The organism is Ferroplasma sp. Type II, assembly GCF_000496155.1.
In genome coordinates this window covers 1-24,743 of the sequence record NZ_KI542693.1, presented here as the reverse complement: position 1 = coordinate 24,743, position 24,743 = coordinate 1, and the positions used below count along the sequence as shown (strand labels likewise).

Annotated in this window: 27 protein-coding genes and 1 pseudogene; 11 read left to right on the top strand and 17 right to left on the bottom strand. The window is 37.7% G+C overall.

The window, feature by feature from the left end; genetic code table 11:
* Window positions 1–72: 72 nt before the first annotated feature.
* Window positions 73–267 carry a hypothetical protein gene (locus tag AMDU4_RS02560; RefSeq protein WP_021786420.1) on the top strand — a complete coding sequence of 65 codons (195 nt, stop codon included), beginning with the start codon at window positions 73–75 and terminating at the stop codon, window positions 265–267.
* A complete protein-coding gene (locus tag AMDU4_RS02555) occupies window positions 264–611 on the top strand; it encodes a Zn-ribbon domain-containing OB-fold protein (RefSeq protein ID WP_021786419.1) in 348 nt (115 codons plus the stop codon). The genes AMDU4_RS02560 and AMDU4_RS02555 overlap by 4 nt, the downstream gene beginning before the upstream one ends.
* Here the strand turns inward: AMDU4_RS02555 and AMDU4_RS02550 are convergent.
* The 4 genes from AMDU4_RS02550 to AMDU4_RS02535 form a co-directional block, all read right to left on the bottom strand.
* Window positions 608–1,480, bottom strand: coding sequence for a dihydrodipicolinate synthase family protein (locus AMDU4_RS02550; RefSeq protein ID WP_290703975.1), 873 nt, complete (start codon window positions 1,478–1,480; stop codon window positions 608–610). The two genes, AMDU4_RS02555 and AMDU4_RS02550, sit on opposite strands and share 4 nt — an antisense overlap.
* 303 nt (window positions 1,481–1,783) lie before the next feature.
* A complete protein-coding gene (locus tag AMDU4_RS02545; protein WP_290704002.1) occupies window positions 1,784–2,164 on the bottom strand; it encodes an aspartyl protease family protein in 381 nt (126 codons plus the stop codon).
* A complete protein-coding gene (locus AMDU4_RS02540) occupies window positions 2,149–2,412 on the bottom strand; it encodes a hypothetical protein (RefSeq protein WP_021786416.1) in 264 nt (87 codons plus the stop codon). The genes AMDU4_RS02545 and AMDU4_RS02540 overlap by 16 nt, the downstream gene beginning before the upstream one ends.
* A 64-nt stretch (window positions 2,413–2,476) precedes the next feature.
* Window positions 2,477–2,761, bottom strand: a complete 285-nt coding sequence (locus tag AMDU4_RS02535) for a hypothetical protein (RefSeq protein ID WP_021786415.1) — start codon at window positions 2,759–2,761, stop codon at window positions 2,477–2,479.
* Window positions 2,762–2,826: 65 nt separating this feature from the next.
* Here AMDU4_RS02535 and acnA point away from each other — a divergent pair, with 65 nt between their 5' ends.
* The gene (gene acnA / locus AMDU4_RS02530) at window positions 2,827–5,340 is read left to right on the top strand and encodes an aconitate hydratase AcnA (RefSeq protein ID WP_021786414.1); all 2,514 of its coding nucleotides are present in this window, start codon (window positions 2,827–2,829) and stop codon (window positions 5,338–5,340) included.
* A 4-nt stretch (window positions 5,341–5,344) separates the two neighbouring features.
* Here acnA and AMDU4_RS02525 read toward each other — a convergent pair whose 3' ends face one another.
* Window positions 5,345–5,812: a GNAT family N-acetyltransferase gene (locus AMDU4_RS02525; RefSeq protein WP_021786413.1), complete on the bottom strand. Its 468-nt coding sequence runs from the start codon at window positions 5,810–5,812 to the stop codon at window positions 5,345–5,347.
* Between the two features lie 12 nt (window positions 5,813–5,824).
* Window positions 5,825–7,132 carry an NADP-dependent malic enzyme gene (locus AMDU4_RS02520; RefSeq protein ID WP_021786412.1) on the bottom strand — a complete coding sequence of 436 codons (1,308 nt, stop codon included), beginning with the start codon at window positions 7,130–7,132 and terminating at the stop codon, window positions 5,825–5,827.
* A 135-nt stretch (window positions 7,133–7,267) separates the two neighbouring features.
* Here AMDU4_RS02520 and AMDU4_RS02515 point away from each other — a divergent pair, with 135 nt between their 5' ends.
* Both AMDU4_RS02515 and AMDU4_RS02510 read left to right on the top strand, forming a co-directional pair.
* The gene (locus AMDU4_RS02515; protein ID WP_021786411.1) at window positions 7,268–8,158 is read left to right on the top strand and encodes a 2-hydroxyacid dehydrogenase; all 891 of its coding nucleotides are present in this window, start codon (window positions 7,268–7,270) and stop codon (window positions 8,156–8,158) included.
* A 128-nt stretch (window positions 8,159–8,286) separates the two neighbouring features.
* Window positions 8,287–9,537, top strand: a complete 1,251-nt coding sequence (locus AMDU4_RS02510; RefSeq protein WP_290703972.1) for a DEAD/DEAH box helicase — start codon at window positions 8,287–8,289, stop codon at window positions 9,535–9,537.
* 693 nt (window positions 9,538–10,230) lie between these two features.
* Here AMDU4_RS02510 and AMDU4_RS02505 read toward each other — a convergent pair.
* The 3 genes from AMDU4_RS02505 to gyrB form a co-directional block, all read right to left on the bottom strand.
* Window positions 10,231–11,376, bottom strand: a complete 1,146-nt coding sequence (locus tag AMDU4_RS02505; RefSeq protein ID WP_021786408.1) for a hypothetical protein — start codon at window positions 11,374–11,376, stop codon at window positions 10,231–10,233.
* A gap of 116 nt (window positions 11,377–11,492) precedes the next feature.
* Window positions 11,493–13,868, bottom strand: coding sequence for a DNA gyrase subunit A (gyrA, locus tag AMDU4_RS02500; protein ID WP_021786407.1), 2,376 nt, complete (start codon window positions 13,866–13,868; stop codon window positions 11,493–11,495).
* Between the two features lie 9 nt (window positions 13,869–13,877).
* On the bottom strand, window positions 13,878–15,821 hold the full coding sequence (gene gyrB / locus AMDU4_RS02495; RefSeq protein WP_021786406.1) for a DNA topoisomerase (ATP-hydrolyzing) subunit B: 1,944 nt from the start codon (window positions 15,819–15,821) through the stop codon (window positions 13,878–13,880).
* Window positions 15,822–15,939: 118 nt separating this feature from the next.
* On the opposite strand from gyrB, the gene AMDU4_RS02490 reads away from it, so the two are divergent.
* On the top strand, window positions 15,940–16,632 hold the full coding sequence (locus tag AMDU4_RS02490) for a hypothetical protein (protein WP_021786405.1): 693 nt from the start codon (window positions 15,940–15,942) through the stop codon (window positions 16,630–16,632).
* Between the two features lies 1 nt (window position 16,633).
* Here the strand turns inward: AMDU4_RS02490 and AMDU4_RS02485 are convergent, their stop codons facing one another.
* The 3 genes from AMDU4_RS02485 to AMDU4_RS02475 all read right to left on the bottom strand — a co-directional run bounded on the left by AMDU4_RS02485 (window position 16,634) and on the right by AMDU4_RS02475 (window position 19,570).
* A complete protein-coding gene (locus tag AMDU4_RS02485) occupies window positions 16,634–16,873 on the bottom strand; it encodes a hypothetical protein (RefSeq protein ID WP_021786404.1) in 240 nt (79 codons plus the stop codon).
* Between the two features lie 101 nt (window positions 16,874–16,974).
* On the bottom strand, window positions 16,975–18,618 hold the full coding sequence (locus AMDU4_RS02480; protein WP_021786403.1) for a glutamate--tRNA ligase: 1,644 nt from the start codon (window positions 18,616–18,618) through the stop codon (window positions 16,975–16,977).
* Complete coding sequence (locus tag AMDU4_RS02475; protein ID WP_290703969.1) at window positions 18,587–19,570, bottom strand: GTPase; 984 nt, start codon at window positions 19,568–19,570, stop codon at window positions 18,587–18,589. The genes AMDU4_RS02480 and AMDU4_RS02475 overlap by 32 nt, the downstream gene beginning before the upstream one ends.
* 81 nt (window positions 19,571–19,651) lie before the next feature.
* On the opposite strand from AMDU4_RS02475, the gene AMDU4_RS02470 reads away from it, so the two are divergent.
* The 3 genes from AMDU4_RS02470 to AMDU4_RS02460 all read left to right on the top strand — a co-directional run bounded on the left by AMDU4_RS02470 (window position 19,652) and on the right by AMDU4_RS02460 (window position 21,232).
* Window positions 19,652–20,281 carry a hypothetical protein gene (locus AMDU4_RS02470; protein ID WP_021786401.1) on the top strand — a complete coding sequence of 210 codons (630 nt, stop codon included), beginning with the start codon at window positions 19,652–19,654 and terminating at the stop codon, window positions 20,279–20,281.
* A gap of 167 nt (window positions 20,282–20,448) precedes the next feature.
* Window positions 20,449–20,982, top strand: coding sequence for an rRNA adenine N-6-methyltransferase family protein (locus tag AMDU4_RS02465; RefSeq protein WP_290703966.1), 534 nt, complete (start codon window positions 20,449–20,451; stop codon window positions 20,980–20,982).
* Window positions 20,983–20,995: 13 nt separating this feature from the next.
* Window positions 20,996–21,232: a hypothetical protein gene (locus tag AMDU4_RS02460; RefSeq protein WP_290703963.1), complete on the top strand. Its 237-nt coding sequence runs from the start codon at window positions 20,996–20,998 to the stop codon at window positions 21,230–21,232.
* Here AMDU4_RS02460 and AMDU4_RS02455 read toward each other — a convergent pair.
* Window positions 21,229–21,462, bottom strand: a complete 234-nt coding sequence (locus tag AMDU4_RS02455; protein WP_021786398.1) for a hypothetical protein — start codon at window positions 21,460–21,462, stop codon at window positions 21,229–21,231. The genes AMDU4_RS02460 and AMDU4_RS02455 overlap by 4 nt on opposite strands.
* Before the next feature lie 115 nt (window positions 21,463–21,577).
* Window positions 21,578–22,526, bottom strand: a pseudogene (locus AMDU4_RS02450) (IS5 family transposase).
* 57 nt (window positions 22,527–22,583) lie between these two features.
* Here AMDU4_RS02450 and AMDU4_RS02445 point away from each other — a divergent pair.
* On the top strand, window positions 22,584–22,886 hold the full coding sequence (locus AMDU4_RS02445; RefSeq protein WP_021786396.1) for a hypothetical protein: 303 nt from the start codon (window positions 22,584–22,586) through the stop codon (window positions 22,884–22,886).
* A 178-nt stretch (window positions 22,887–23,064) separates the two neighbouring features.
* The gene (locus tag AMDU4_RS02440) at window positions 23,065–23,400 is read left to right on the top strand and encodes a TA0956 family protein (RefSeq protein WP_021786395.1); all 336 of its coding nucleotides are present in this window, start codon (window positions 23,065–23,067) and stop codon (window positions 23,398–23,400) included.
* On the opposite strand, the gene AMDU4_RS02435 is transcribed toward AMDU4_RS02440, so the two are convergent.
* The 3 genes from AMDU4_RS02435 to AMDU4_RS02425 form a co-directional block, all read right to left on the bottom strand.
* The gene (locus tag AMDU4_RS02435) at window positions 23,397–23,642 is read right to left on the bottom strand and encodes a hypothetical protein (RefSeq protein ID WP_021786394.1); all 246 of its coding nucleotides are present in this window, start codon (window positions 23,640–23,642) and stop codon (window positions 23,397–23,399) included. The two genes, AMDU4_RS02440 and AMDU4_RS02435, sit on opposite strands and share 4 nt — an antisense overlap.
* Complete coding sequence (locus tag AMDU4_RS02430; protein ID WP_021786393.1) at window positions 23,639–23,977, bottom strand: hypothetical protein; 339 nt, start codon at window positions 23,975–23,977, stop codon at window positions 23,639–23,641. The genes AMDU4_RS02435 and AMDU4_RS02430 overlap by 4 nt, the downstream gene beginning before the upstream one ends.
* 9 nt (window positions 23,978–23,986) lie before the next feature.
* The coding region (locus AMDU4_RS02425; RefSeq protein ID WP_021786392.1) for an NADH-quinone oxidoreductase subunit N at window positions 23,987–24,743 on the bottom strand (757 nt) is incomplete at its 5' end.

Sequence of the window (24,743 nt, the reverse complement as noted above, 5' to 3'; positions counted from 1 at the left end):
CTACCCGTTAATGAAACCTCGGGCTTGTTCCTTGAGTTACTCAGCAAGAGTTGATCAGGAGTCTTTAAAAACATGAAAGAAAGGCAGAAGTTAGATCGGGGAAATACATACACACATAGAAAATCAATCATTATAAAAGGGGGAGAAATGAAAATGGATATAAGCATAAAAAAGGTTAAACTGGTGAAATATGGTAAGGGATTGGAGTTCACTACACAATTCCTCACATATCTAAAGAAGATGGGCATTCCGGGAGGAGTTAGATGAAACTTAATGAGATTTATACGGCATATAACTACAGTTTCTCAAAGGATGTACTACCCTACATAAAGTGTCAGCACTGTGGCAATATTTACTATTATCCTAGGGACAATTGTCCTTTTTGCGGTGGATCTGCCATTGAAATTATGCAGTCTTCTGGCAAGGGTGAAATATACAGTTTCACTGAATTCAACAAGGGGTATTATGGTATAATTAGCCTAAACGATGGTTTCCGTGCCTATATGGACATTTCTGGAAACAACCCGGAAATTGGACTGGAAATCCATGTAAAATTCAAAAATATAAATGGAAATGTACTTCCATATGCAGAAATAGAAAACAAATCTTAAGGCTTAAAATTATATTTTTTGAATACCTCATTCATTTCTTTTTCCAGTGCGCCCTTTTCCTCAGGAGCGAGTTTAAAGAAAGGTTCCCTGGGGCTTCCGGATTTTATCCCAGTCATTATTTCCACCATATCATATATTGATGACATTGTCCCGTATTTTCTGGATAGTGCAGAAAGTTCGTTGAGCAGGAACTGATACCTGTCGCCATCATTGTTATCATAATTCTCTTCTATCTTTTTTATGATTTTATAGCCATAATTGCCAGCGCCAGAAACATAGCCATCAAGCCTAAGTCTGTACGCAGAAAGTATATACTGATCCGGGCCTGTATACACACTGAAATTGGGAACATACATTTTAGTATTCAGTATGTCATTCATGTTAAACGTTGTTTCCTTGATTCCGATTACATTACCGCCGGCCTTTTTTATATCATTAATCATGTCATATGTAATATTGTACCCTGTTGTGTCAGGATAATTATAGATAATAGTCTGATATTCCGCAGAAATTTTTGTATAATATTTTATTATCCATTCTCTCTTCATTCCGGTGAAATAGTATGGAGGCAGTGCAGCCACAGCATGTATCTTGTATTTTTTTGCGTTTCTTGCTAGATTTATTGATTCTTCAAGATTCAGGGAACCGCACTGGAGTATAACATTATCGGGCACATGGGCAAAGGCATCAAGCAGAACAAGCTTTTCAGATTCCACAAGTGACGGACCAAGTCCGGTGCTTCCTGCCAGAAATACATATTTTATTCCGCCCTTAAGGACATCTTCTCCGTGCTGTACTGCCAGACCCTTATCAACTTTATTTTCAGTAAATGGCGTTATAATTGGCACAATAGATTCAAGTTTTTGCATATTTATGTAATCCTTCAGAATATATAAGTTTTGCATTGGTCCCGACAATAAATATTATACCTTAACAGAAAATGTAATAAAGAGCCGGGGTGCTCTATGATTCACTGGACAAAAATGATTAAGATTTTGCTAAAATCGGATGATGCAATTTTTAATATCTATTAATATGGAGGTGAACTGTGATCTCACTAATACATCACATTTCCCGGAATTTATCGGTACGTCAATAGAATAAAAAGGATTTTTATCAGAATGCACCGGTCGGGATATGATTAAAGTTTTAAGCGAATGCCTGAAAAAAATTCACTTTAGTCGGTCAGCTCTCATATCAATTGATAAACCCATTATTTGTAATACTTCCACTCCAATTATTGCGTCATAATCGATTCCGTCAAGAATGATAAACTCTGGTTCAGATAACATTGCGTTAAGCATTTTAACTTCCTTAAATATGAAGGCAAACTTTAATTCTTTTTCTCTTGATCCGGCGACGGACACGTATGTTTCACGAAGGCCCGATATCCCTATCCTTTCAAATTCTTTAGAACTTCTTTCGCTAATATAGTTGCCTTCAGCGCCAGTATCAATGAGTGCCTCAACTTTTTTAGAAGCGTTGGTTCGAACTATCTCTATGATTTCAGTAATAATACCCATTCTACTTAAACTCTTTAAGCTTCGTACCACCAATAAACTTGCTTTTTTTCATCATCAATTATAACAAAGCATGATTTAGCAAGGCTGAGTTTGGGCTCTAACTTCAGATCATGAAATTCAACTGACTGACTAATTTCCATATTGTATGAAATAAGCAATGTCCAAGTTTTGTTCGTCTCATTTGGAATTGCAGAATTTATCCTAAATTTTTCAACCTCAAATTGTTCTTTCATGAAATTTTGGATTATTTTTCTCAATTCTGAAACGGTAAGTTGCATAAAACTACAATGAATTGTTGATATAAAAGTCTTGCTTTGCCGGTGACTTTGGAACAATATTCCCCTAGCATACTCCCCTGTCAGCATCACTTTCCGGAGCGAAGGTGACAGTTCCCATATAGTATTCGGCCTTATACTTAGTAAGGTATGATATAATTTTCTCCAGATCCTGTATTATTATCACTCCCATTATGAACTTCCTGAATTGGATCTCTTCCAGTATCCCATTTCTATGGAACTTGCACTTCTCGGCCCATAATTTTGAATCCTGTCCATAGAGGCCCCTTACAAATTTGTTGAGCGTGTTTGTATCTGTTCCTTTTGGAAGTCTGAAAGCTATCGGCCACATATAAAATTGTTAAGATAATAATTGCTTCATAAAAATATTAAAATAGCATCTTTGCCTTACAATTTATGAATATACAGCATAAAACAATTAACATAAACGGTCGGAACCTTAAATACTATCCACTGTCACAACTTGCGGGAAAGTATGATATTGATAGCCTCCCATATTCCTTTAAAATCATGCTTGAAAATGTTTTAAGAAACTATGATGGTGTGGACATTGATGATCGTTCCATAGAGAATATTGCAAAGCTAAAATCGGGGTCTGAAATGGCATTCAAACCTTCCAGGGTGATTTTCCAGGATTATACTGGTGTTCCAATACTTGTTGACCTGGCAGCAATGCGGGAGTATTACAGGGAAAATAAATTAAATCCTGATGACGTTAATCCTGCAACTAAATCAGACCTTGTGATAGACCATTCCATAATAGTTGATTCTTTCAGGGGAAATGAGCCCATAATACTGAACATGAAGGATGAATTCAGTAGAAATGTGGAAAGGTATGATTTCCTGAAATGGTCACAGCAGTCATTTAAAAATGTAAGGATTGTTCCTCCAGGACATGGAATAGTCCACCAGATTAATCTGGAATATTTATCTTCGGTCGCTGTAATTGAGAAAGATGAAATATTTCCAGAGAGCCTTATAGGTGCAGATTCCCATACAACTATGATAGGGGGCATAGGTGTCCTTGGCTGGGGAGTTGGTGGTTTAGAGGCTGAGGCTTCCATGCTGAATGAACCCTATTTCATGAATGTTCCTGAAGTTGTGGGTGTGAATATAAAGGGGAATATGCAGACTGGCATTACCCCGACAGATGTGGTATTGTATATCACAAAAACCCTCAGGTCAAAAAATGTTGTGGGCAAATTCGTGGAATTCTATGGAAATATTTCGGCACTCACAGCCCAGGACAGGGCCACAATCTCAAACATGGCACCGGAATATGGGGCAACAATTGGATACTTCCCTGTGGACAGTGAGACACTGAAATATCTTCAGGGGACTGACCGCAACACCGAATATGTTGAGAAATATTTCAAGGAACAGGGGCTATTCTACAATGGTCCAAAGAAATACAGTGAAACTGTTGAAATTGACCTCTCAGCAATAAAGAGCGCAGTTGCCGGACCAAAGAACCCGGATGAACTGGTAAACATAGAGGACGTAAAGGGAAAAATAGAGGAAATAATCAAGGGTGGAAATAATGGAAGACTGGTTAAAAACGGTGCAGTTGTGCTTTCAGCCATAACAAGCTGTACCAACACATCAGATCCCTTTGTCCTCCTGGGAGCAGGATTGCTTGCAAAGAAGGCAGTCCAGCACCACCTTGTCCCGGCACAGACCATAAAAACTAGCCTTGCCCCGGGATCCAGGGTTGTAACAGAATACCTTGAAAAGGCCGGACTTATGGAATATCTAAATAAAATAGGGTTCGAGCTTGTCGGATACGGGTGCACCACATGTATAGGAAATGCCGGGCCTTTGATTCCAGAGGTACAGAACGATATTCTGGAAAACAATGTAAAGACCTTTGCAGTGCTTAGCGGAAACAGGAATTTTGAGGGCAGGATAAATCCATACATAGCCGGTGCCTTCCTGGCATCACCCATGCTTGTAGTTGCATTTTCTATAGCAGGAAGAATGGATATTGACCTGACAAAAGATCCCATAGGGACAGACAGCGGAAAACCAGTTTATCTAAAGGATATATGGCCCACAAATGATGAGATTAAGGAGTACTTCCACCTTGCCATGGATCCGGAGGTTTACAGGCAGGAATATTCAGATGTTTTCAAAGGTGATGCCAACTGGGAATCGATGGAATCAACTGGAGGAACATTGTTTAATTTCAAGGGTGATTCTTCATATATCAAAATGCCACCATGGATGTACATGGAACCTGTTAGGGACATCAAAAATGGGAGAATATTTGCAATATTCGGTGACAAAATAACAACAGACCATATATCACCTGCAGGGCCAATTTCTAAGGATTCTGTTGCCGGAAAATACCTTCTATCACTTGGAGTGGACGAAATGAACACATTCGGCGCCCGCCGCGGAAACCATGAAGTAATGATCCGTGGAGGCTTTTCCAATCCAAAGATAAGAAACCTTATGGTTGCAAAAAGTGGGGGCAACACCGTATATTATCCAGACGCCAAAGAAATGAGCTTCTATGATGCAGCCATGAAATATAAGGAAAACAATGTGCCGCTTGTAATATTCGCAGGGAAACAGTACGGATCAGGGAGTTCCAGGGACTGGGCAGCAAAGGTAACTGCACTTCTGGGCGTAAAGGCCGTGATTGCTGAAAGTTTCGAGAGAATCCACAGAAGTAATCTTGTGGATATGGGAATAGTTCCGGTACAGGTTGATACCCTGCCAGACCTTAAAGGTGATGAAATTGTCGACATAGAAGGAATAAACAATATCTCAATAGGAAAAGAATTGAGTATTAAAATTAACGGAAAAACACTTAAAGGAAAGGCGCTGATCAATACAAACGCAGAGCTGAACTATGTCAAAACTGGAAATATATTAAAATATATTGCCTTGAATACTAAAAATTAATATTTTAATTAATTTTCGAATAAATTTTTATGAGTTCCTTAAAATCGATGCTTTTATAGAAATTGGAGGCAAGTAGGTTAAGTGATGGAAATTCTGCAGTTACCATTTTTATATTTCTCTGTGCTGCAATTTCCTTCAATTTTTCGATCAGTTTCATTCCAATTCCCTTGCTCCTGAACTCCGGCATCACATAGAACTCTCTGATCCTTGCCTCATATTTGGGATCATAATAGATTCTGAACACAATATCTGACATTATCATGCCTATTACCCTGTTGCCTTCCTCAGCAACCAGATTTATGTGGTCATCCTTATCCTCTATAATCTTTGTGAGTTTTTCAGATATTTCCTTTTCATTTCCTATTGATACTTTCAGAAGTGGGTCAAATTCCTCATTGAGATGCTTCAACCTTAAAAGCTGCTCCATTACTCCCTCTATATCCTTTTTTTCCATTAATCTTATATTAACCATTTTTTGATCACCTTACATATCGAATAACTTATTGTATACTTTCCTGTTGTTATTTATAATCTCCGAAGCTTCCCTGTAAAATCCCTCCGTAGAGTCGGTTTTTCTGGCAAGCCCTGATTCAACACATTTTCTGGCAACTATAGATGCAACCCTTGGAAACAGTTCAAAATCCTCCATGGAGGGTACTATATGTTCCTCATTGGGATTCTCAACAAAATCGGCAATTGCATAGGAGGCAGCAACCATAATACCGAAATTCACCCCCCTTGACCTCGCATCAAGAACTCCGCGGAAAACTCCGGGAAATACCATGCTGTTATTTATCTGGTTAGGGAAATCACTTCTTCCTGTTGCTACAATTCTGGCACCTGCTTTCTTGGCTTCTCCGGGCCATATCTCCGGCAGTGGATTCGCAAGTGCAAATATCACTGGATCTTTGTTCATGGATTTTACCCATTCATTTTTGATCGTTCCCGGCTGGGAAATTGATGCCGATATTACCATGTCAGCGCCTTTAAAGGCGTTGGCAGCATCTCCCTTAATCCTTTCTCTGTTTGTCCCAAGAGCTATTTTATATTTCCATGGGTTTTTGAACATTAAGGCATCAATATCCTCCCTGCCTGGCTCTATAATCCCCTTTGAATCTATTGCAATTATATTTCCCTTATCAAAACCGGCAGCTTCGAAGAGGTATATAGCAGCTATATTGGCAGCCCCGGCGCCGTTGAATACAATTTTTACATCCTCTTTCTTCTTGTTAAGAACCCTTAAGGCATTTATGGCTCCTGCAAGAATTATAGATGCGGTGCCCAGCTGATCATCATGCCACACTGGAATCTCCATTGATTTCTGGAGGCTTTCCAGAAGGAAAAAACATCTGGGTGACTGTATATCTTCAAGATTGTATCCTCCAAAATATGGTTGTATTGCCTTTGCAGCTGCAATAAATTCATCGTTGTTGTTTACAACAAGGGGTATTGGAATGGCATTTACACCACCCAGATAATTAAAGAGCAGCGCCTTTCCTTCCATTACAGGTATGGCGGCTTCCGGCCCCACATTTCCTATTCCGAGCACTCTTGTGCCATCAGTAAGTATTGCCACAGAATTCCATTTACCGGTCAGATCGTAAACTAATTCCTTTTCAGCCTGTATTTTTTTTGAAACTGCAGCTATACCCGGTGTGTACAGTGAAGAAAAATCCTGCAGACCGGTTATTGGAACTTTCGATATTGTCTGTATCTTGCCCTTGTACTTTTTTGAGATTTCTATGGCAATTTTGTCAAAGTATTCTGTTCTCTCAGAATCTTTCATTATCATAAAATTATATATAAGTTAATTATTAATACTTTACGTATAAACTAGAATTCGTATTATAGCAATTGCCGATTAATTATGCCCTAAAAATATTAGTTTGCCCGGTAAACTATTAATAACATTTTAGGCTAAAGTTTCATGATAATAAGCCTTCAAGCTAACTTTTCTGGATTGTCCATACCAGACAATTTCATAGAGGATCTGAAAAAAAGGACAGGATGCAGCATAGTCAGGGGATTTTCAGATGATGCCGAAATAGTGGTATTTGCTGGAAAGGCTGTTCCTGGGAAAAAAACAGTGTTCATGCAGAGCATATCGGCAGGTGTTAACCATCTGGACTTCAAGAAGATTGACAGCAAAATTGAGATATGCAGCAATGCCGACGCATGGTCTATACCGGTGGCCGAACATGCCTTTGCGTTGATTCTGGCAAAATACAAAAATATATGCCAATCGGATGCAAATATAAAGAATAGGGTATATAAAAGAGAACCTGGTAATTCACTCTATGGTGAAACCATTGGAATTCTTGGTTACGGGGGCATTGGCAGGGAAATTGCCAAACGTGCCAAAGCCTTTGGAATGCACACAATTGGGTTGGGAAGAGCTGAAAGAACATATCCTGAACTGGACATTTTCACAAAGGACAGTGAATATGTTGCCAGGAATTCTGATATAGTGGCAATAACGCTACCATTAAACAGATATACAAGAGGAATGGTGGATTATAATTTTCTATCCATGGTTAAGGGAGATATAATAGTGAACGTTGGACGGTCTGAAATAGTAGACAGAGATGGCATGATACAATTCTTGAACGAAAACAAAAATAAATGGTTTCTTACTGACGTCTGGTGGGGAGAACCAGAAATTACAGGCAGTATTCCAGAAAACGTTATTGTGACACCACATGTTGCCGGACTTTCAAAAAACTTCATGATGGTTCCAGTAGAGCTGGCATTTGACAATGTTCTGGCTTATTTACATGGCACTCCGAAAAATATAGTGAACAGAAATGACTATACATGAATTTAGATTGTAGTCATATCGATATAATTAACTATATATCGTAATATCATATATAGAAAGAAGTGTTAAAATTGTCTAGTTTTGAAAATATGAATATATCTGAAAATTTAAAGAAATCATTAAGCTTAATGAAGTTTACGGAACCAACAGAAATACAGGAAAAGGCAATCCCTGTTGTACTTAGCGGAAAGGATGTCATTATCCGATCCAAAACCGGTTCTGGAAAAACAGCGGCTTATCTGTTGCCGGTTATGAATGCAATAGAAACAATGAAAGGAAAGAATATAAAGGCCATAATAGTATTGCCAACAAGAGAACTGGCGCTACAGACATATAGGGTGGCAACAAGATTCGGGAAACCATCTAATATCAAATCAACAATGGTCTATGGAGGAGCATCAATAAGCAGACAGATTGATGAACTTCCTGGGTCAGATATTGTTGTGGGAACACCAGGAAGAATATTGGATTTGCATAATCAGGGATATCTAAAACTTGATCATGTCAAATATCTTGTACTGGATGAAGCTGATCTGATGCTGGATATGGGATTTATAGATGACATAAAGAAAATCATATCATATACCTCCGAGGACAGGCAGACCATATTATTATCTGCAACATTGCCCTCTGAAGTTAAAACCATGGCAAAGAACTTTATGAAATCCCCTGAATTTGTAAGTGCCGGTGGTGAAGAGGCAATACCGGAATCCATTCAGCATCTTTATACCATGTCTGAGAAATTTGACAAGTTCTCCACATTAATGTCATATATCCATAATTACGATTCCAGAAAGGCCATAGTTTTTGTGAAGACACAAAGATCAGGTGATCTGTTGAATCTTATACTATCTAGGTCTGGATTTAACAATATACTGATTCATGGGGGAATGAAGCAACACGCCCGTGAGAGGTCTATAAACGATTTCAGGCATATGGACGCAGGTATTCTGGTGGCAACAAATGTAGCAGCCCGTGGGCTTGATATACCAAACATAACGGATATAATAAATTTTGATGCCCCTGATAGCACTGAAACCTATGCACACAGAGTTGGAAGGTCAGGCAGGATGGGCAAGAACGGAAGAGCCATGACTATTTTCGATGCAGATCAGAAATCTCTTATACAGAGCATACAGAGAAGAAACAAGATAAAAATGGAGAAAATAGATGTAAACCTTGAAACCGAATATACCGATATAAATTACGGGCATCTTATAGCACAGTTCAGAGATAACGAAGAAACTGCCAGGGAACCAGATTACCATAGCAGACCCAGAAGACCTTCACAGGGAAGGGATAGAAGGACACCATCCAGAAGGGGAAACGAATCCAGATCGAGACGTAATACAGGCAATTATCATAAAAGAGATTATTAAAAAATTTTTAAGCCTTTAAATTCAAGTTATAAATGTTTATATATAGTAAAAAGGGATGTTATCAATCAGTAACATGTATATTGTCGGGCTATTAAATAAAATATACAGTATCATATATTTGAATTGACCTACGGAGGATTTTTATAAATTTTTTCTTGTTTTTGCTGTCATATTACATAAAATTGCATATTGCTTCATACGTGCCAGTATCCGTAAAGTCAGATGGCTTAGGATGAAAGACAGACCACCTCTGACCTTGTATAATTCAAACCCATGGTGATTTTGCCAGTAACCTTTGAAGTTGGAAGTTTTCTTCGAAAGTTGAGAGAGGAGGTTACTAAATTTAATTATCCATTTATACTCTGTGCAAAGGAATACAATTATATTATTTTCCAATATATTTGCCTTTTTTAAAATAGGTAGAGTGGATTTTTAACAACAAGAGAGAAGATATAAGTAAACCTATAGCAACTATTATACTCATATAAATATAATACTTAAAGAGATAAATAAACAAGAAAATAAAGCCGAATATTAACCATACCACTCCATCGACTAGCAAAAATGATTTTCTAAAATCAGAATATTTTTTATTATGCCAATTAATCGAAAATCTCATAGTTAGAAGAGTTATGGCAAACCCAAATACCAAAATACAAATATAAAGATATATAGATGAAAAATTATACATAGTTAGTTAGACCCCCAATTGTTTGTGCCTATTTTATTCGCTATAGCGTGTGCCCATTCAGAATAGTCGCTCACCAGTAATTCCCATGATAAACTCGCAGTTGGATTTACGATGAAACTATATCCAAATGCGATGTTTGGTATAATGGTCATTGAGTTGCCATTTGAAAGCTTTCCCTCTAATCCTATGGAAGAATCAACAGATGTGACGGGATTGTTTGGATAATAATAATCTATATTCAGATAGTTCCATATGTATTTATTTCCAGTAGGCTCATTAGCGTATGTTGATTCGTATAATTTTGTATAATCATTAGACAATATCAATGCTGATATGCCAGCACCCGCAATCAATACTGCCGATACTATACTTGCGATTAAAAGTGACGACCCCGCTGAGGGAACAGCCGACGTTAAGGCTGCTGCAAATACAGCATATAATACTCCACTTAAAGCATCAGCAATGCCTGCAATCGTTAAATCGTGTTCGATGCTATTATATAATTTTTGAGCTGAACTTCCGCCATACAGCATGTTGATAACATCATGTTCACCGTATGTATATGTCCACCCGCCAAGCCACCACGGTGCATGATATACAAAATAGTTAATGGAAACCATTACCCAGGTTCCACTGTCTGATGTTACACCACCAGGAAGGTCCGGCTTTATGTGAATAACATAAGAAGTTGAATTGCCAGTTTGTATTTTAGATGGAACATTATGTCCAGTATGCAGGATTGATTCAACAGAATTCACTGCCATCCTGTTGCTGTAATTGAATGAGGATTTCTCAATATTTGTAAGTCTCATAATATATGCCTTTCCTGCTATTGATTGGTTAAGATATTCTCTGAATAGCATAGACCCAGTTTTTGATGATATTGGAGGGAGTTTGTCCTGAGCATGATTCTTTATGTACCAGGTGGAAAATGATATTGCGATTTTATTTGATATGTTTGAATTTATATTGCCCTTTGCAGCAGGAGATTTATTTATAACATATTTGCTTATGGCGATCTGTGGTGAAATACTATTAGCACCTGCATTGCCTTTATCAGTGGGAATAGTATTTGTTAAAGGAACAAAAGCCACCATTACAAATATTGCTGCCATCAACACACCTATTATCACCTTCCTTTTATTCATAATGATATAAATGTATGAATATATATATATATATATTTCGATAACAATATTAATAAATAATTTAGCAATAAATAATATAGTTCCAGTGGTAATATGATAATAATTAATATAAAATTTTAAAGGACGGATGCCGCGACAACAAGATCGTCGTCACCCACGTTTATAAGCTTTACACCAGACGTGACACGGGACTGTATTTTTATTTCATCGGAATTCAACCTGATTGTCTTGTTGTTTCTCGTCACTATAAGAACTTCCTGTGAATCTCCAACAGGCAATGCTGTCACCAGTGATCCTGTTCTTTCATTTTCCTTAAAGATCAGGTTGCCTGATGAACCCCTATGATGTATTGAGAAATCTGTTATTATTGTCCTTTTCCCAATTCCGTTCTCGGTTATGCTCATAACAGTATCATTGTCATCAACAAGGAATGAGTTTATTACCTCTGCACCGTTGAGCCTCATAGACTTTACTCCCCTTGACGCCCTACCAGTAACAGAAACCTCATCGCTCAGGAATACCGCAGCCTTATTATTGCTAGCCGCAACAAATATCTTTGAGGGTTTTTCAAGATCCATAACAGATACAACCTCATCCTCTTCATCGAGCTTTATAATCTTCAAACCAGATTCCCTCATATCAAGTATTTCTTTTACAGGTGTTCTCTTAATGAAACCTTTCTTAGTTATTATTATAAGAAAACTCTGTGAGCTTTCTGGAGATTTCATGATCTGCTTGATTTTCTCATTTTCATTCATTTTTAGGAATGTAGCTCCAACACTTCCAAGAGATGTCCGGGATTTTTTCTCTATTGTATATGCTTTAGTCTTTAACACTCTTCCAGTATTTGTAAAGAAATATATCATATCATGGGACATACAGGAAAGTATGCTCCGGACTGTATCTTCCTTCCTGGTGGCAGTAATGATGCCCTTTCCACCTCTTTTCTGAACGTTGTATTCTTCTGAGGATACCCTTTTCAACAGTCCATTTTCACTCAGGATCATTATTGATTCCTCATTGGGAATGAGATCCTCATCATTGCGCTCATTGATATCTCTGTTGAGAATCTTTGTTCTCCTGTCATCTCCGAACTGCTTTTTAATTTCCAGAGTTTCCTGCTTTAAAACATCCCGTCTAGCTGATTCATTTCTTATTATCTCATTCAGCCTTGTTATATTTTCCTTGATATTGATTAATTCGTCCTTTATTTTTCTTATTTCAAGGCCTGTAAGGCGTTGCAATCTCATATCCAGTATAGCGATTGCCTGTTTCTCTGAAAGAGATAATTGGGACATCAGTGAATTTTTAGCTATTTCACCGGTATCGGATGACCTGATTATTTTGATCACAAGATCTATATTTTCAAGGGCAATTACCAATCCGGAAAGTATGTGTTCTCTATCCATCAGCTTGTTTACTTCAAATACAGAACGTTTCTTTATAATTTCAAGCCTAAAATTAATAAAGCCCAGAATCATCTCATCCAGTGCCATTACCTTTGGTTCATTATTCAGTAGAAGAAGGTTGTTGACCCCAATTGTGGTTTCCAGTGGTGTGTGTTCATATAGTTGGTTTATAGTTAGAGCTTTACTTTCATCATTTTTTACCTTTATTACAATTCTTATGCCGTGCCTGTCGCTTTCATCCCTTATATCGGATATGTTGTTTATTATTCCATTCTTGACCTGTTCTGCAACATTCTGTATGTACAGAGCCTTGTTAACTCCATATGGTAGGGTTTTTATTATTATTTTTTTCTTTTCTTCGTCATCTATTTCCCCCTGGCAGAATACCTTTCCACGGCCTGTTCTATATATATTGAGCAAATCCGTATTCCTGTAAAGGACTCCCCCTCCTGGAAAATCAGGGCCCTTGACAAATTTAAGCAAGTCTTCTACACTGCATTCTGGATGATCTATTCCATACATTATGGCATCCGAGATTTCAGACAAGTTGTGTGGAACCATATTAGTAGCCATTCCTACGGCTATTCCAGATGTACCATTTATCAGGAGCTGTGGTATCCTTGAGGGGAAATACACGGGCTCATCAAGAGAGCCGTCAAAGTTGGGGCTGAATGCAACCGTTTCCTTTTCTATGTCCCTTACCATTTCCTCGGCCATTCTACCAAGCCTGGCTTCCGTATATCTCATAGCTGCTGGGGCATCTCCATCTATGGATCCGAAATTTCCCTGCCCGTCTATAAGCGGGTAACGTAACGAGAAATCCTGTGCCATTCTGGCTAGTGCTTCATATATAGAAGAGTCTCCATGGGGATGGTATTTACCCATGGTTTCTCCAATAATACGTGCAGATTTTTTATATGGTTTCTCATGGGTAACCCCAAGTTCGTACATAGAATATATAATTCTCCTTTGCACTGGCTTTAGACCATCCCTAAAATCAGGAATTGCTCTGCTAACTATTACACTCATCGCATAATCGAGATACGATGTTTTAATTTCTTCTTCAATTGGCCTTAATAACATTTATTCCACCTATATGTCAAGATTCTGAACATATTTTGCATTTTCCTCTATGAATTTCCTTCTTGGCTCCACTTTTTCCCCCATAAGTATATTGAAAAGCTGGTCGGCATATAATGCATCCTCAATACTTACCTGGACCAGTTTTCTGGTTTCCGGGTTCATTGTGGTTTCCCAGAGCTGTTCTGGATTCATTTCCCCAAGACCTTTGAAACGTTGTATTACCACATTCTTTCCCATTTTTGCCACTGCCTTGTCTTTTTCATCCTCGCTGAAAACATACACAATATCATTTCCTTTCTGTACCCTAAACAGTGGTGGCTGGGCAAAATACACATGCCCTCCCTGAATCAATTCGTTCATAAACCTGTAAAAGAATGTGAGAAGGAGCGTTCTTATGTGGGCACCGTCTACATCGGCATCTGTCATTATGATTATCTTTCCGTAACGGAGATTTTTAATATCAAACTTATCCTTTATATTGGTTCCTATTGCGGTAATGAGATTCTTGATTTCCTCATTTTCAAGTGCTTTATTATCATTTGACTTTTCAACATTCAATATTTTTCCCCTTAAGGGAAGGATGGCCTGATATTCCCTGTTTCTAGCCTGCTTTGCAGAACCACCGGCAGAATCTCCTTCCACTATATATACCTCAGTCCTTTCAGAGTCATTGGACGAACAATCCGCCAATTTTCCCGGCAACGTGCTGCCTTCCAAAGCAGTCTTTCTCCTTACAAGCTCCTTCGCCTTTCTGGATGCTTCCCTTGCCGCCGCAGCTGCTAGAACTCTTTTTATTATTGTATCAGCAATGGGAGGATATGATTCAAAATAATCCTTGAGATATTTCTCGACAATTGATGATACAATGCTTTTCACTGCAGAATTGCCAAGTTTTTCCTTTGTTTGCCCCTCAAACTGTGGATTGAACATTTTAACGTGTAATACAGCAGTAAGGCCTTCCCTGGTATCATCTCCAGTCAGTGCACTTACACCTTTTATCAGATTTTTTGACTTGGCATATTCGATCACGGCTCTGGAAATTCCCGTATGGAATCCGGTCATATGGGTACCGCCCTCTGGTGTCTTTATATTGTTAACAAAACTTTCCTCGGTTCCGCTTACTCCATCGATGTATTGTAATGCAAATTCGACGACGTATTCTTTATATTCCTCATGGCAGTAAATAGGTTCTCTGTTTACAACTTCCTTTCCCTGATCAAGAAATTGAACGTACTCTGTCAGTCCGCCATCAAAATGGAATTTTTCGTGTTTTCCCGATCTTAAATCCGTAAGTTCTATTGTTATGTTGGAATTAAGGAAAGCTAAGTCCATTATTCGTTGTGAAATAACCTGATATGAAAAATCAATTGTATCAAAAATGGTCGAATCGGGGTAGAACTTTATAATTGTCCCATGTTCCGGATATTTCATATCTATATCCCTAATTTCCGGATCCATAGATTTTTCAGATACATCCATCGTCTTTAGGCCAGTAGCTGGAATTCCCTGCTTGAATTTCTCATAGTAAATCTTATCCCCTTTTTTTATAAGGGCAATTAAGTACTCGGACAATGCGTTGACAACGTGGACACCAACGCCATGCAAACCACCTGTTACTTTATATACTTTCTTGTCAAACTTTGCTCCACTGTGAAGCTCTGTCATAACTATTTCAAGGCCAGGCCTATTATACTTGGGGTGGATATCAACTGGTATTCCCCTCCCATCATCTTCGATGGATATGGATCCGTCTTTATATATTACTATATTTATATCGGATCCGTAGCCAGCCATAGCCTCGTCTATACAGTTGTCAACAACCTCGTATACCATGTGATGGAGCCCGTCAGGTCCGGTTGAACCTATATACATTCCCGGCAATTTTCTAACTGCCTTAAGGCCTTCGAGAATCTGTATTTGTGATGCATCATAATTATCCATAGCTTTATCCATAATATCCTACTATAATACTATGAATGGTTATAAGTTTTATTGCCTCTAGAATCGCACATCAACGTTAAAATCTCCAGCCTGATGTAAAGGTTTAACTAAACACATTTTATTTACCAACATGAATTCTGTAATAGCCAATGGATGGCGGGTATACACTGACCTCTTCATGGACTCCAGTGTGGATGAATACATAGAGAAAATAAAGTTGGTTAACAAGATCGGGGGAAGAAATAAATATTCAATAGATGGTAAGAAATTTAAGCACGTTTTCCATGGGTCCAGATCACTCCCCTTATTCCATGATGTTGTAAATAAGACAGATTATCTTGCCCTGGGATTTGTATATGACAGTTACGGACATCTTGGATTCAACAGGATTGAAATTAGAAATCACAAGGCATATATTTTCATTGCTGACAAGAATTATTTTAAGGGAAAAAGAGGAAATGTAAGAGTAAGCATATTTAATACATCCTCAATAAAACATATACTCGCAGCTTCCGTCCACATGGAGGATAAGGAAGAATTTATTCTGAACTATGATAATACGAATAGATTTCGTTCTGGTATCATACCATATGATGCAAACTTTGTTATTGACGCTGAAATAAGCCAGAAGACAGAAATTTTTAAGGAGAAAATTTCATTTGGTGAGGAACTTATAGAAAGCGATATGAAATACAACAGATTGAAGATTCATAGGATAAGCTTTGATGAAAAAAAGTGCTACGGAATAATACAGGGAGGTAAAGACCACCTATTTCTATATAAAATTGCAATCAAATTGGGGAGTGAAACAGGAAAGTTATAAATTATTTCCTTATTATAATATCCTTTTCCCTTTTCGTCTCTTTGAAACCGACAAGATTTAACTTGGCTGCCTTAACCAATTCTGCAAATTTTTCCCTGTTAAAAGGAAATTTTTCTGGTGAAAAAATAACCTTTATCTCATCCTTTTCGTCTAAATCAAAATAAAGACCCTTTAGATATGCCTTAAGATAATTTTCTGGGTCACCTCCACATACGACATTTCTTTGATCGTCGGTATTCATAATATCTATATGTTGATTTAGGACTTATGATTTTTTATCCTTATATGTTTTTCATTATTCTTGTAAATTGATTATATATCCTGCCTTGCAGATTATAATATTTATTTATGAAGAAAATAAGCCCGGGTACCATAGAGATTGACATAGCCATAGCGCTCTAACTGTACAACCTGGTGCTTATCCATTGCCAGTGGCTCTATTTTTCCTTTGTCTATATTTCCATCAGGATGAAATACTTCCATGTCCCCTGAATTTTCAGGAGCCCACTGTATTATCTTTACCCTGCCTTCTGGTTCATCCTTTGTGTATTGGAGTTTCCCTCCTTTCATTATAGCTGCACATAAATCCTTAAGCCTTATAATTTCCCCTTCTTTAATCTTTGATAACTCTTCTTCCGGAAAATATATCATAGCATCTGGTGGGAGCTCGTATTCCCTGAATCCCGAATCAGGCCTCTGTGGATGTAACATTGCGTGGCTTTTTAGAACCAATGGATTCTTAATATGGATTGGTGTAGGTTCTGGTACAAAGAAATATCTTTCAGTATCATAATCTATTATTTCCCTGTCCATGGAATTGAATATTTCCCATGAAAATGTGGCATTGCTTTTGTTCATTCCGGAACTTATCCAGTATTTTCTGAAAGTATCAGGTCTATACCCCCTCTTTTTCAATGCAACCAGTGTCCCAAGCCTTATATCGTCCCAGCCCGAGTACTTTCCTGATTTTATCCCTTCCTTTATTATTGTGGTTTTCAAAATTGTATCTGGTATGCTTATAAACCCATAATGGAAATACTCTGGTAATTTCCAGTTGTTGTACATAAAAACATATTTCTGTTTTTCAGTGTTGACAAGGTGGTCTATTCCCCTTATTACATGTGTGAGTCCAAGATAATGGTCATCAACAGACACTGAAAAATTCATGGTGGGATATACTGTATACCTGGAACCTGTTAGTGGATGTTCATGTGTGTTTATCCTGAAGGCGATCCAGTCTCTTACGGAAGGATTTGGGTGATTAATGTCTGTTTTCATAACTAAAGCGGCCTCTCCATCGTTGTAATGGCCGGATAGCATTCTGTCAAATTTTTCAAGGTTAACTGATGGTTCTGAATCCCGTTCCATTACTGGTATTTTTTTTAGTTTAAGGTCGTGAAATTCTTTCTGGTTTTCTTCAATAACGTACATATAGCCTTCTGAAATCATGCGCCTTGCTTCCGAATAATAAAATTCCATTCTTGAGGACTGTATAACGGTTTCAGTCACATTGACTCCAAGCCATTGTAAATCTTCCGGTATCATTTTATATGCATCAGGATCTATATTTTCTGGGTTTGTATCCTCTATCCTCAGTATAAGTCTTCCTCCGTAGCGCCTTACATATTCATCATTAAGGATGGCCATTCTTGAATGCCCTATGTGCAATGGCCCTGAAGGAGACGGAGCCATTCTCATGACAACATTGCCATGAACATTTGGCAACTCTGGGAGTTCATGCTTTTCTTCCTTTTTTTCCCTTATGAGGATATCTGGGTATTCAGTGTTTACAATTTCCTCCAGCTGGTCTCTGCTCATGGAATTTACCTCGTCAACATATTTCTTTATCATTGCCATGAGGTTCTTCATATCCTTTCTGACACTGGGGTCTATTGAAATTAATTTACCAACAACTGATGAAATATCAGCCCTGCCACCGTGCAGATATGCGTTTTTAAAAACCTGTTTCCTGATTTCTTGCTGCATAAAAATCCTCCACCTCCTTAATGACCACATTATCAAGCTCTTTAAGCCCCTGTGAGCTTACAGACGATATACATATTTTTTCCTTCCTTTCGCTTATGTCTATTTTTGTCTGAACCCTTATTATTTTATTTGGGAATGTTTCTGAGATTTCCCTGAAAAGATTGTTCTGTTCTTCCTCAGTATATTTGGATGTTCCTGAATAATCAAAGAGGAACAGTATTGTGCCCTCAATCTTTGAAAGTGCTATTATTGCCCTTTTTTCAATATCATTCCTATCCTCCATGGGGCGGTCAAGAATTCCCGGTGTATCGATGAATTGTACCCTCCTAATTCCTATGTTCTTGTAACCTATAAGTATCTCCTTTGTGGTAAAAGGATAGCTTGCAATCTCAGGAGATGTTCCTGTAAGTTTCTGTATGAGTGAGCTTTTTCCTGAGTTCGGAATTCCCGCTATTATAAATGTGGGTATATCAGTAATAATTCCAGGGAGTCTGCGCAGGTAATTTCTGCATTCTCCCAGGTAAAGCAGATCTTTGCTTATATTGTTTATGAGGGATGAGAACCTGCCATAGTATGTTTTCATTATGGCGTTCATATCATTGATCGTTTTGGCTCCCTTCAATTTTTTAATATAAATGGTGCTGAAATCCTTTATTTTGCTAGTTGTCCACTGAATATTACCTAGGCTCAGCTTATATCTGTCAACATCAAACATCAGGTCAATTAGATCGTAATAAAAGGGATGGAGGGTTTCAATTGTAGGGAATTTTCTTATAATTTTGTCCAGGTGCCCTGTTGAAATGCTTTCTATGGTGGATATCCTGTCAGTAACCTCCTTGCGAATCTTTGTTTCCTTCTTTGGAAAATAGGGTTCCACTATGTTTGAAGCCTTATGAAATGATTTATCTATAATTTCCTGTGATCTCAGCACGGTGGGAATATAATCAAACATATGACCCAATTTCAAGCTGGTTAATATCTTTTTCATTCCGGATTAATAAATTATTTTAACAATTTGAATATACACAATAAAATGGTTAACATCGCAGAAATTGTCAGAATGTACATCAATGAGAATCCAGACATAAAAGATTACCTGAACAGAGGAATTATAAATGTTTCAGCACTGGCCCGTGAGATTATGGCAAATACGCAGATAAATGATTTCGATGCGGCAATGGCCGCACTGAAAAGGTACAAGGCCAATGGCTTGCCTGCATACAGTTCAGAAATTCTTGACAGGTCTAACCTTGAAATGTCATCTAACATTTCCCTTATCGTTGTCAAAAAAAGCTATGACAGTCTCAAAATTATAACAGGGATTGTGGGAAATCTAAAAAAATTAAATTCTATTAACCTGGTTGAAACGAAAAACTGTTTTTCAATTGTAGGGGACAATGACACCATAAGGGGTTTTGCCAATTTCTTCTCTGATGACCAAATTATCCAGTTACGAAAAGATCTGGGGCAACTTACCATTATAAGTCCAGAGGAAATAGAAAAAACAAAGGGATATATAAATTTTATAACATTACTCCTTTACCGCGCAGGAATAAATATTCTCCATATTATATCTTTTTATAGCGATACTATTATAATTCTGGATGAGAAAGACCTGACTAATGCATTCAAGATTATCTCGGCAAAGATGGTGGAAAGATAGAAAGAATAAGGAGATACATTATTTAAGGGTTAGAGTATTTTTTTATTATTATATAATTTGCCTGTGCAATTTTTTGGTCTTAATGAAAAATCTCGCGGTTTATTGCTTTATGTTAAAATAATATATAACTGGAAATGTTAAAATATCAAATAATTATTAAATATGCAATGAGATATGAAAGGATAAAGGACTTCAGAGAAAAATATATTCCATACAATGAAATCATTGAAAAAATGGATCTCAGGCCTGATGATATAATTATAGACATGGGTGCGGGGGATGGTTTCTACAGCAAAATTTTTGCAGATAAGATCAGCAAAGGGAGGGTGTATGCAGTAGAACGTAACCCCGATGTTATACCGCACCTTGAAAAAAATCTCACAGAGATGAGCAATTTCACGATTGTTAATGAGGATATGTGCAAGCTCCATATTATAGACTTCAATAAAATATTCTTTTCAGCAGTTTTTCATGATATAGAGTGCAGAAAAGATATATTAAATTTTATGATAAATAATTCAAAAAAGCCTTTAAATGTATACCTGATAGAATTCAATAAAAAGAGTTCTATGGGTCCGCCTCTGGATATAAGAATATGCCATGATGAACTGAGGAATATATTTACTGATGCTGGATTCAAACCAGGAATACACATGGAGTTTGAGTATAATTACTTTGATTCCTACTATATGGAAAAATAAAGGAGGTATGATTATGAGTGAGGATAATAATGGAAACAGAAATTCAATAAAGCCGGTAAGAAACAGTATAGCACTAAAGAATGTAAAGAAACAGGTAACTGAAAAGGAAAAGCAAAAAATTAAAGGTGAAAAAGAAAACACAATATCTGAAGCACATTCATCCATAGACCCGTTCGGAATTAAGAAGCAAAAGAAAATTATCAGACAGAAAAATGAAAAAAGCGATTCAATAAATTATTTTAAGCGTTAAAGGAAATGGTGTTTCTTCGTCCCTGCATCGTCCTGGGCTGGTTGTGGTTCATATAGCTCAACCTTACCGCATGTAGTGCATTTGTATAAGGTAAAAGTCTGGGTTGTTTCTGCTAGATCATTCCAGCCTCCTAAAAACATTCCCCCTATTCCCGTATATCCTCCAACTCTAAAATTCATGTTTCCGGCCGGCTCCATTTCTCCCGAACAATCAGGTGTTGAACATTTCATAAAAATTAATATATTGAACCTATTTAATACTTTCCCAATAGGATGCTCTGTTGAACAAATATCCAGATTTCCGCTCTTTTCACTCTTCCTCTGATTTTATTCTTCTTTTCAGCCCCTAATTCATGCACTTTACCTCCATCTTTGCCCTCTGGTTTATATAGTCATATATCCCAGAGCCTCTGGTATCCCTCTGCTTTCAATCCTTCTGTAGACCTGCTTACACAGTTCTCTCCAAACTTCCTCTTTACAGCGGAGAATATTCCTTCAGTCCCAGGCCACCTCATTCCGTAATGTTTCTCTTCTGCCCACTGTTTGTAACCTTTCTCCCTGTATTCCCTTACCTCCTTTCTTCTGTGTTTTGATCCCCTTTGCCTGTCAGTGGAGGCATTCTTCCTGATCTTGATCACCGGTATGGCACCGATGGAATGTGTAAGGTTGAAGAGATTGTTCACATCGAATGCACCATCACCGTAGAATGTTTTTATATTTACTCCCCTCTTCACTGCTTCTTTTATGTGCCTGGATGCAGTTTCTGGTTCAGATGGTCCAGTACCCTCTATGTGTGATTCTATCCCTATGATCTTCTTTGTCTTCACATCTGCTGTTATTATAACAACAAGATGCTTTCTCTGCCTTGCATCTGGATCTCCATATTTCATTATCCTGTAAGAACCTGCATTGTTTGTCTTCATTCCAGTGCCATCGGTACCGAGTTCTGCATACTGTATGCCCGAAATATCAAGGTCAGGAATCTTATCATGTATGCGGTGCCATATGGTGGTATAATCACCATATTCTGGTATTATCCCAAGATTAACAAGTGATCTTGCCATTCCCTCGAGGCCACGGTAATCCAGATACTGGTGCCATATCATCATGAACTGCATGAACGATTCCGGGAAGAGGAATGGTGATCCCCTTTTGCCAAGATTCATTTTCTCAAGTTCAGAGTCCCACTGATCCACGAAATCAAAATCAAAGAAGAATTTCCCCCTTATTACGAGTTCCTCATTGTATTCCTTCCAGTTTCTTTTGTCCCTGTAAGTCTTTCCCCATCTCGGCATTATAACTGTATGTGCATACTGCCATATATTTATATCGGAATTTGGATTAATCCCCATATGAAGGGCACACTGATTGTTTTCACGATACCCCGGTCAAAGAATGGAGTCAGCCCCGCTTCTTACTCTAAATTTTACAGGAAACTTTACGGTTATAATAACTCCTCACACTATGGCAGGTACCATAAACGGATACCAGGATTCCTTGACAATTATAAATATGTGAAGTATGCCAATGGTGTTATTGTTACCAGAACAGATGCAAGTGAAGCTATTGTTGAATTCCTGAAGAATAACAGGGCGGAAGTACACCACTGGGATGTTGAAATAACAGATCACGAGAAGAAGGAACTGGAAGTGTAGGGGAAATACTGCTTCGAACTACAAGCGGTTTAAATATTTATTCAACACAGCACCAATAGGAATATTATAGGCATTTGCTTCAATTATTTTAAGAAAGCATATTGCGATTCCTCAATAATTTTGTGTATTCCAAAACAAAATTGAAATATAAAATAATGAGATTACCTGTAGATAATATATGGTTACCTGTGTCATGTATAACTTGAAAATGAGTGAAACGCACCCTGCCACAATATGCGTCCTGGCATCACGATTTGAGGATTCTTTCAAGGATTTAATAGAAGTCCTTACTTCACCTCTCCCGGATGAGAGCCTTGAGGAATACATAGAGCAATATGCAAGGACCGATGAGATTATGCCCGAAGACAAAACAATAGGTTTTGCCATAATAAACAAGGAAAAGAAAGTGGTGTCCCTTAACTTTAACGAAAAATACTTTGATGATAAAAAACTGAGAGAAACAATGCAAAAATATAAGGAGCTGGGTTTTAAGACCGAGATTGAATACAGTTAATACATTGTCAAATTGTATCTTTTGTCTGCAGCTTCATAGGTTTCCCTGGAACTTATTTCCAGAAGTTTACTGATTTTTATCATATGCTCTTCCGGGCTTTTGTCATAGATTTCCCGCCACAGTATGAGGCGCTTTTCTGTATCATCATATAGAACCGTTTCACCGCATTTCTGAATGCAATGTATGGCTTCAGCCGCCTGATCGGCATCTGTGATATTTTTAAAGCAATCCAGATAACTCATAGATCATTACACCTCTTGGCATCAAATTCAGGGTATTTTATATTGTATCTGTTTATGGCATATTTTAAGGTGTCCACAAGGCTGAATATATATCCTTTGTAATTCCTGATATATGGAAATATATTGTATTTCTCATCTGAATATATTTTGTACAGATCTTCTGGTGTTATTTCTCCCTTCATTGCATTTAAAAGATACTGCATAAATTCTTCCCTCTCCTTTAAGCCCTTTTTTGCATATAATTTCATGTTTTTCTCAAGTATACTGTATGCACCATTCACATCGCCATTGACCACGGATGCTTTAAATATCTCTATTACATCTTCAGTGTTCATTTTATCACCTTATATTAGGGCTATCCCCGCCAGATATGTGTAAAGAGCAAATGATACGCCGAGCCCCAGTGTTATCAACCCCATTATTATCACACTATACTTTATTCCTGGATCCATATTGAAATTATTCTCACCCTCTTTCCTGTATGTATATATGATTATCCTGAAATAGTAATACATGGATATAGCACTATTTATTATGGCTATAACTGCAAGCCACCATAGATTACCTATTATCAGTGAGAAGAAGAGAAAGTATTTAGCTATGAATCCTCCAGTAAGAGGTACTCCAGCCAGTGAAAGGAGCATTATTGCAAAGAACAGTGCAGTCCATCTGGATGCCCTTGCCAATCCGGCAATATCATCTATCATTACCTTGTCCTTCTTTACAAGGCTCATAGCTATGAATGGCCCAGCTTTCATAAATATATAGGCTATTGCATAGAACATGGCTGATGCTATGGCAAACCTTACAAAGATCTCCTTAGAGACCAGCACTGCAGGATAATATGAATAACCTATAAGTGCAAATACCAGTATCATGTATCCAGCCTGTGCAACGCTTGAATATGCCAGTATGCGCTTCAGGTTGTTCTCCATCAGTGCAGCCAGGTTTCCGTAGGTCATTGTGAGTATAGCAAGTATTGCGAAGAAGAAAAATACATAGTTATAGTCAGGTATAAATCCAAGAAACAGGAATTTCAGCAGTATCATATATGCTATAAGCTTACCGCCTGTAGATAGAAAGGCTGATACCGAATTTGGT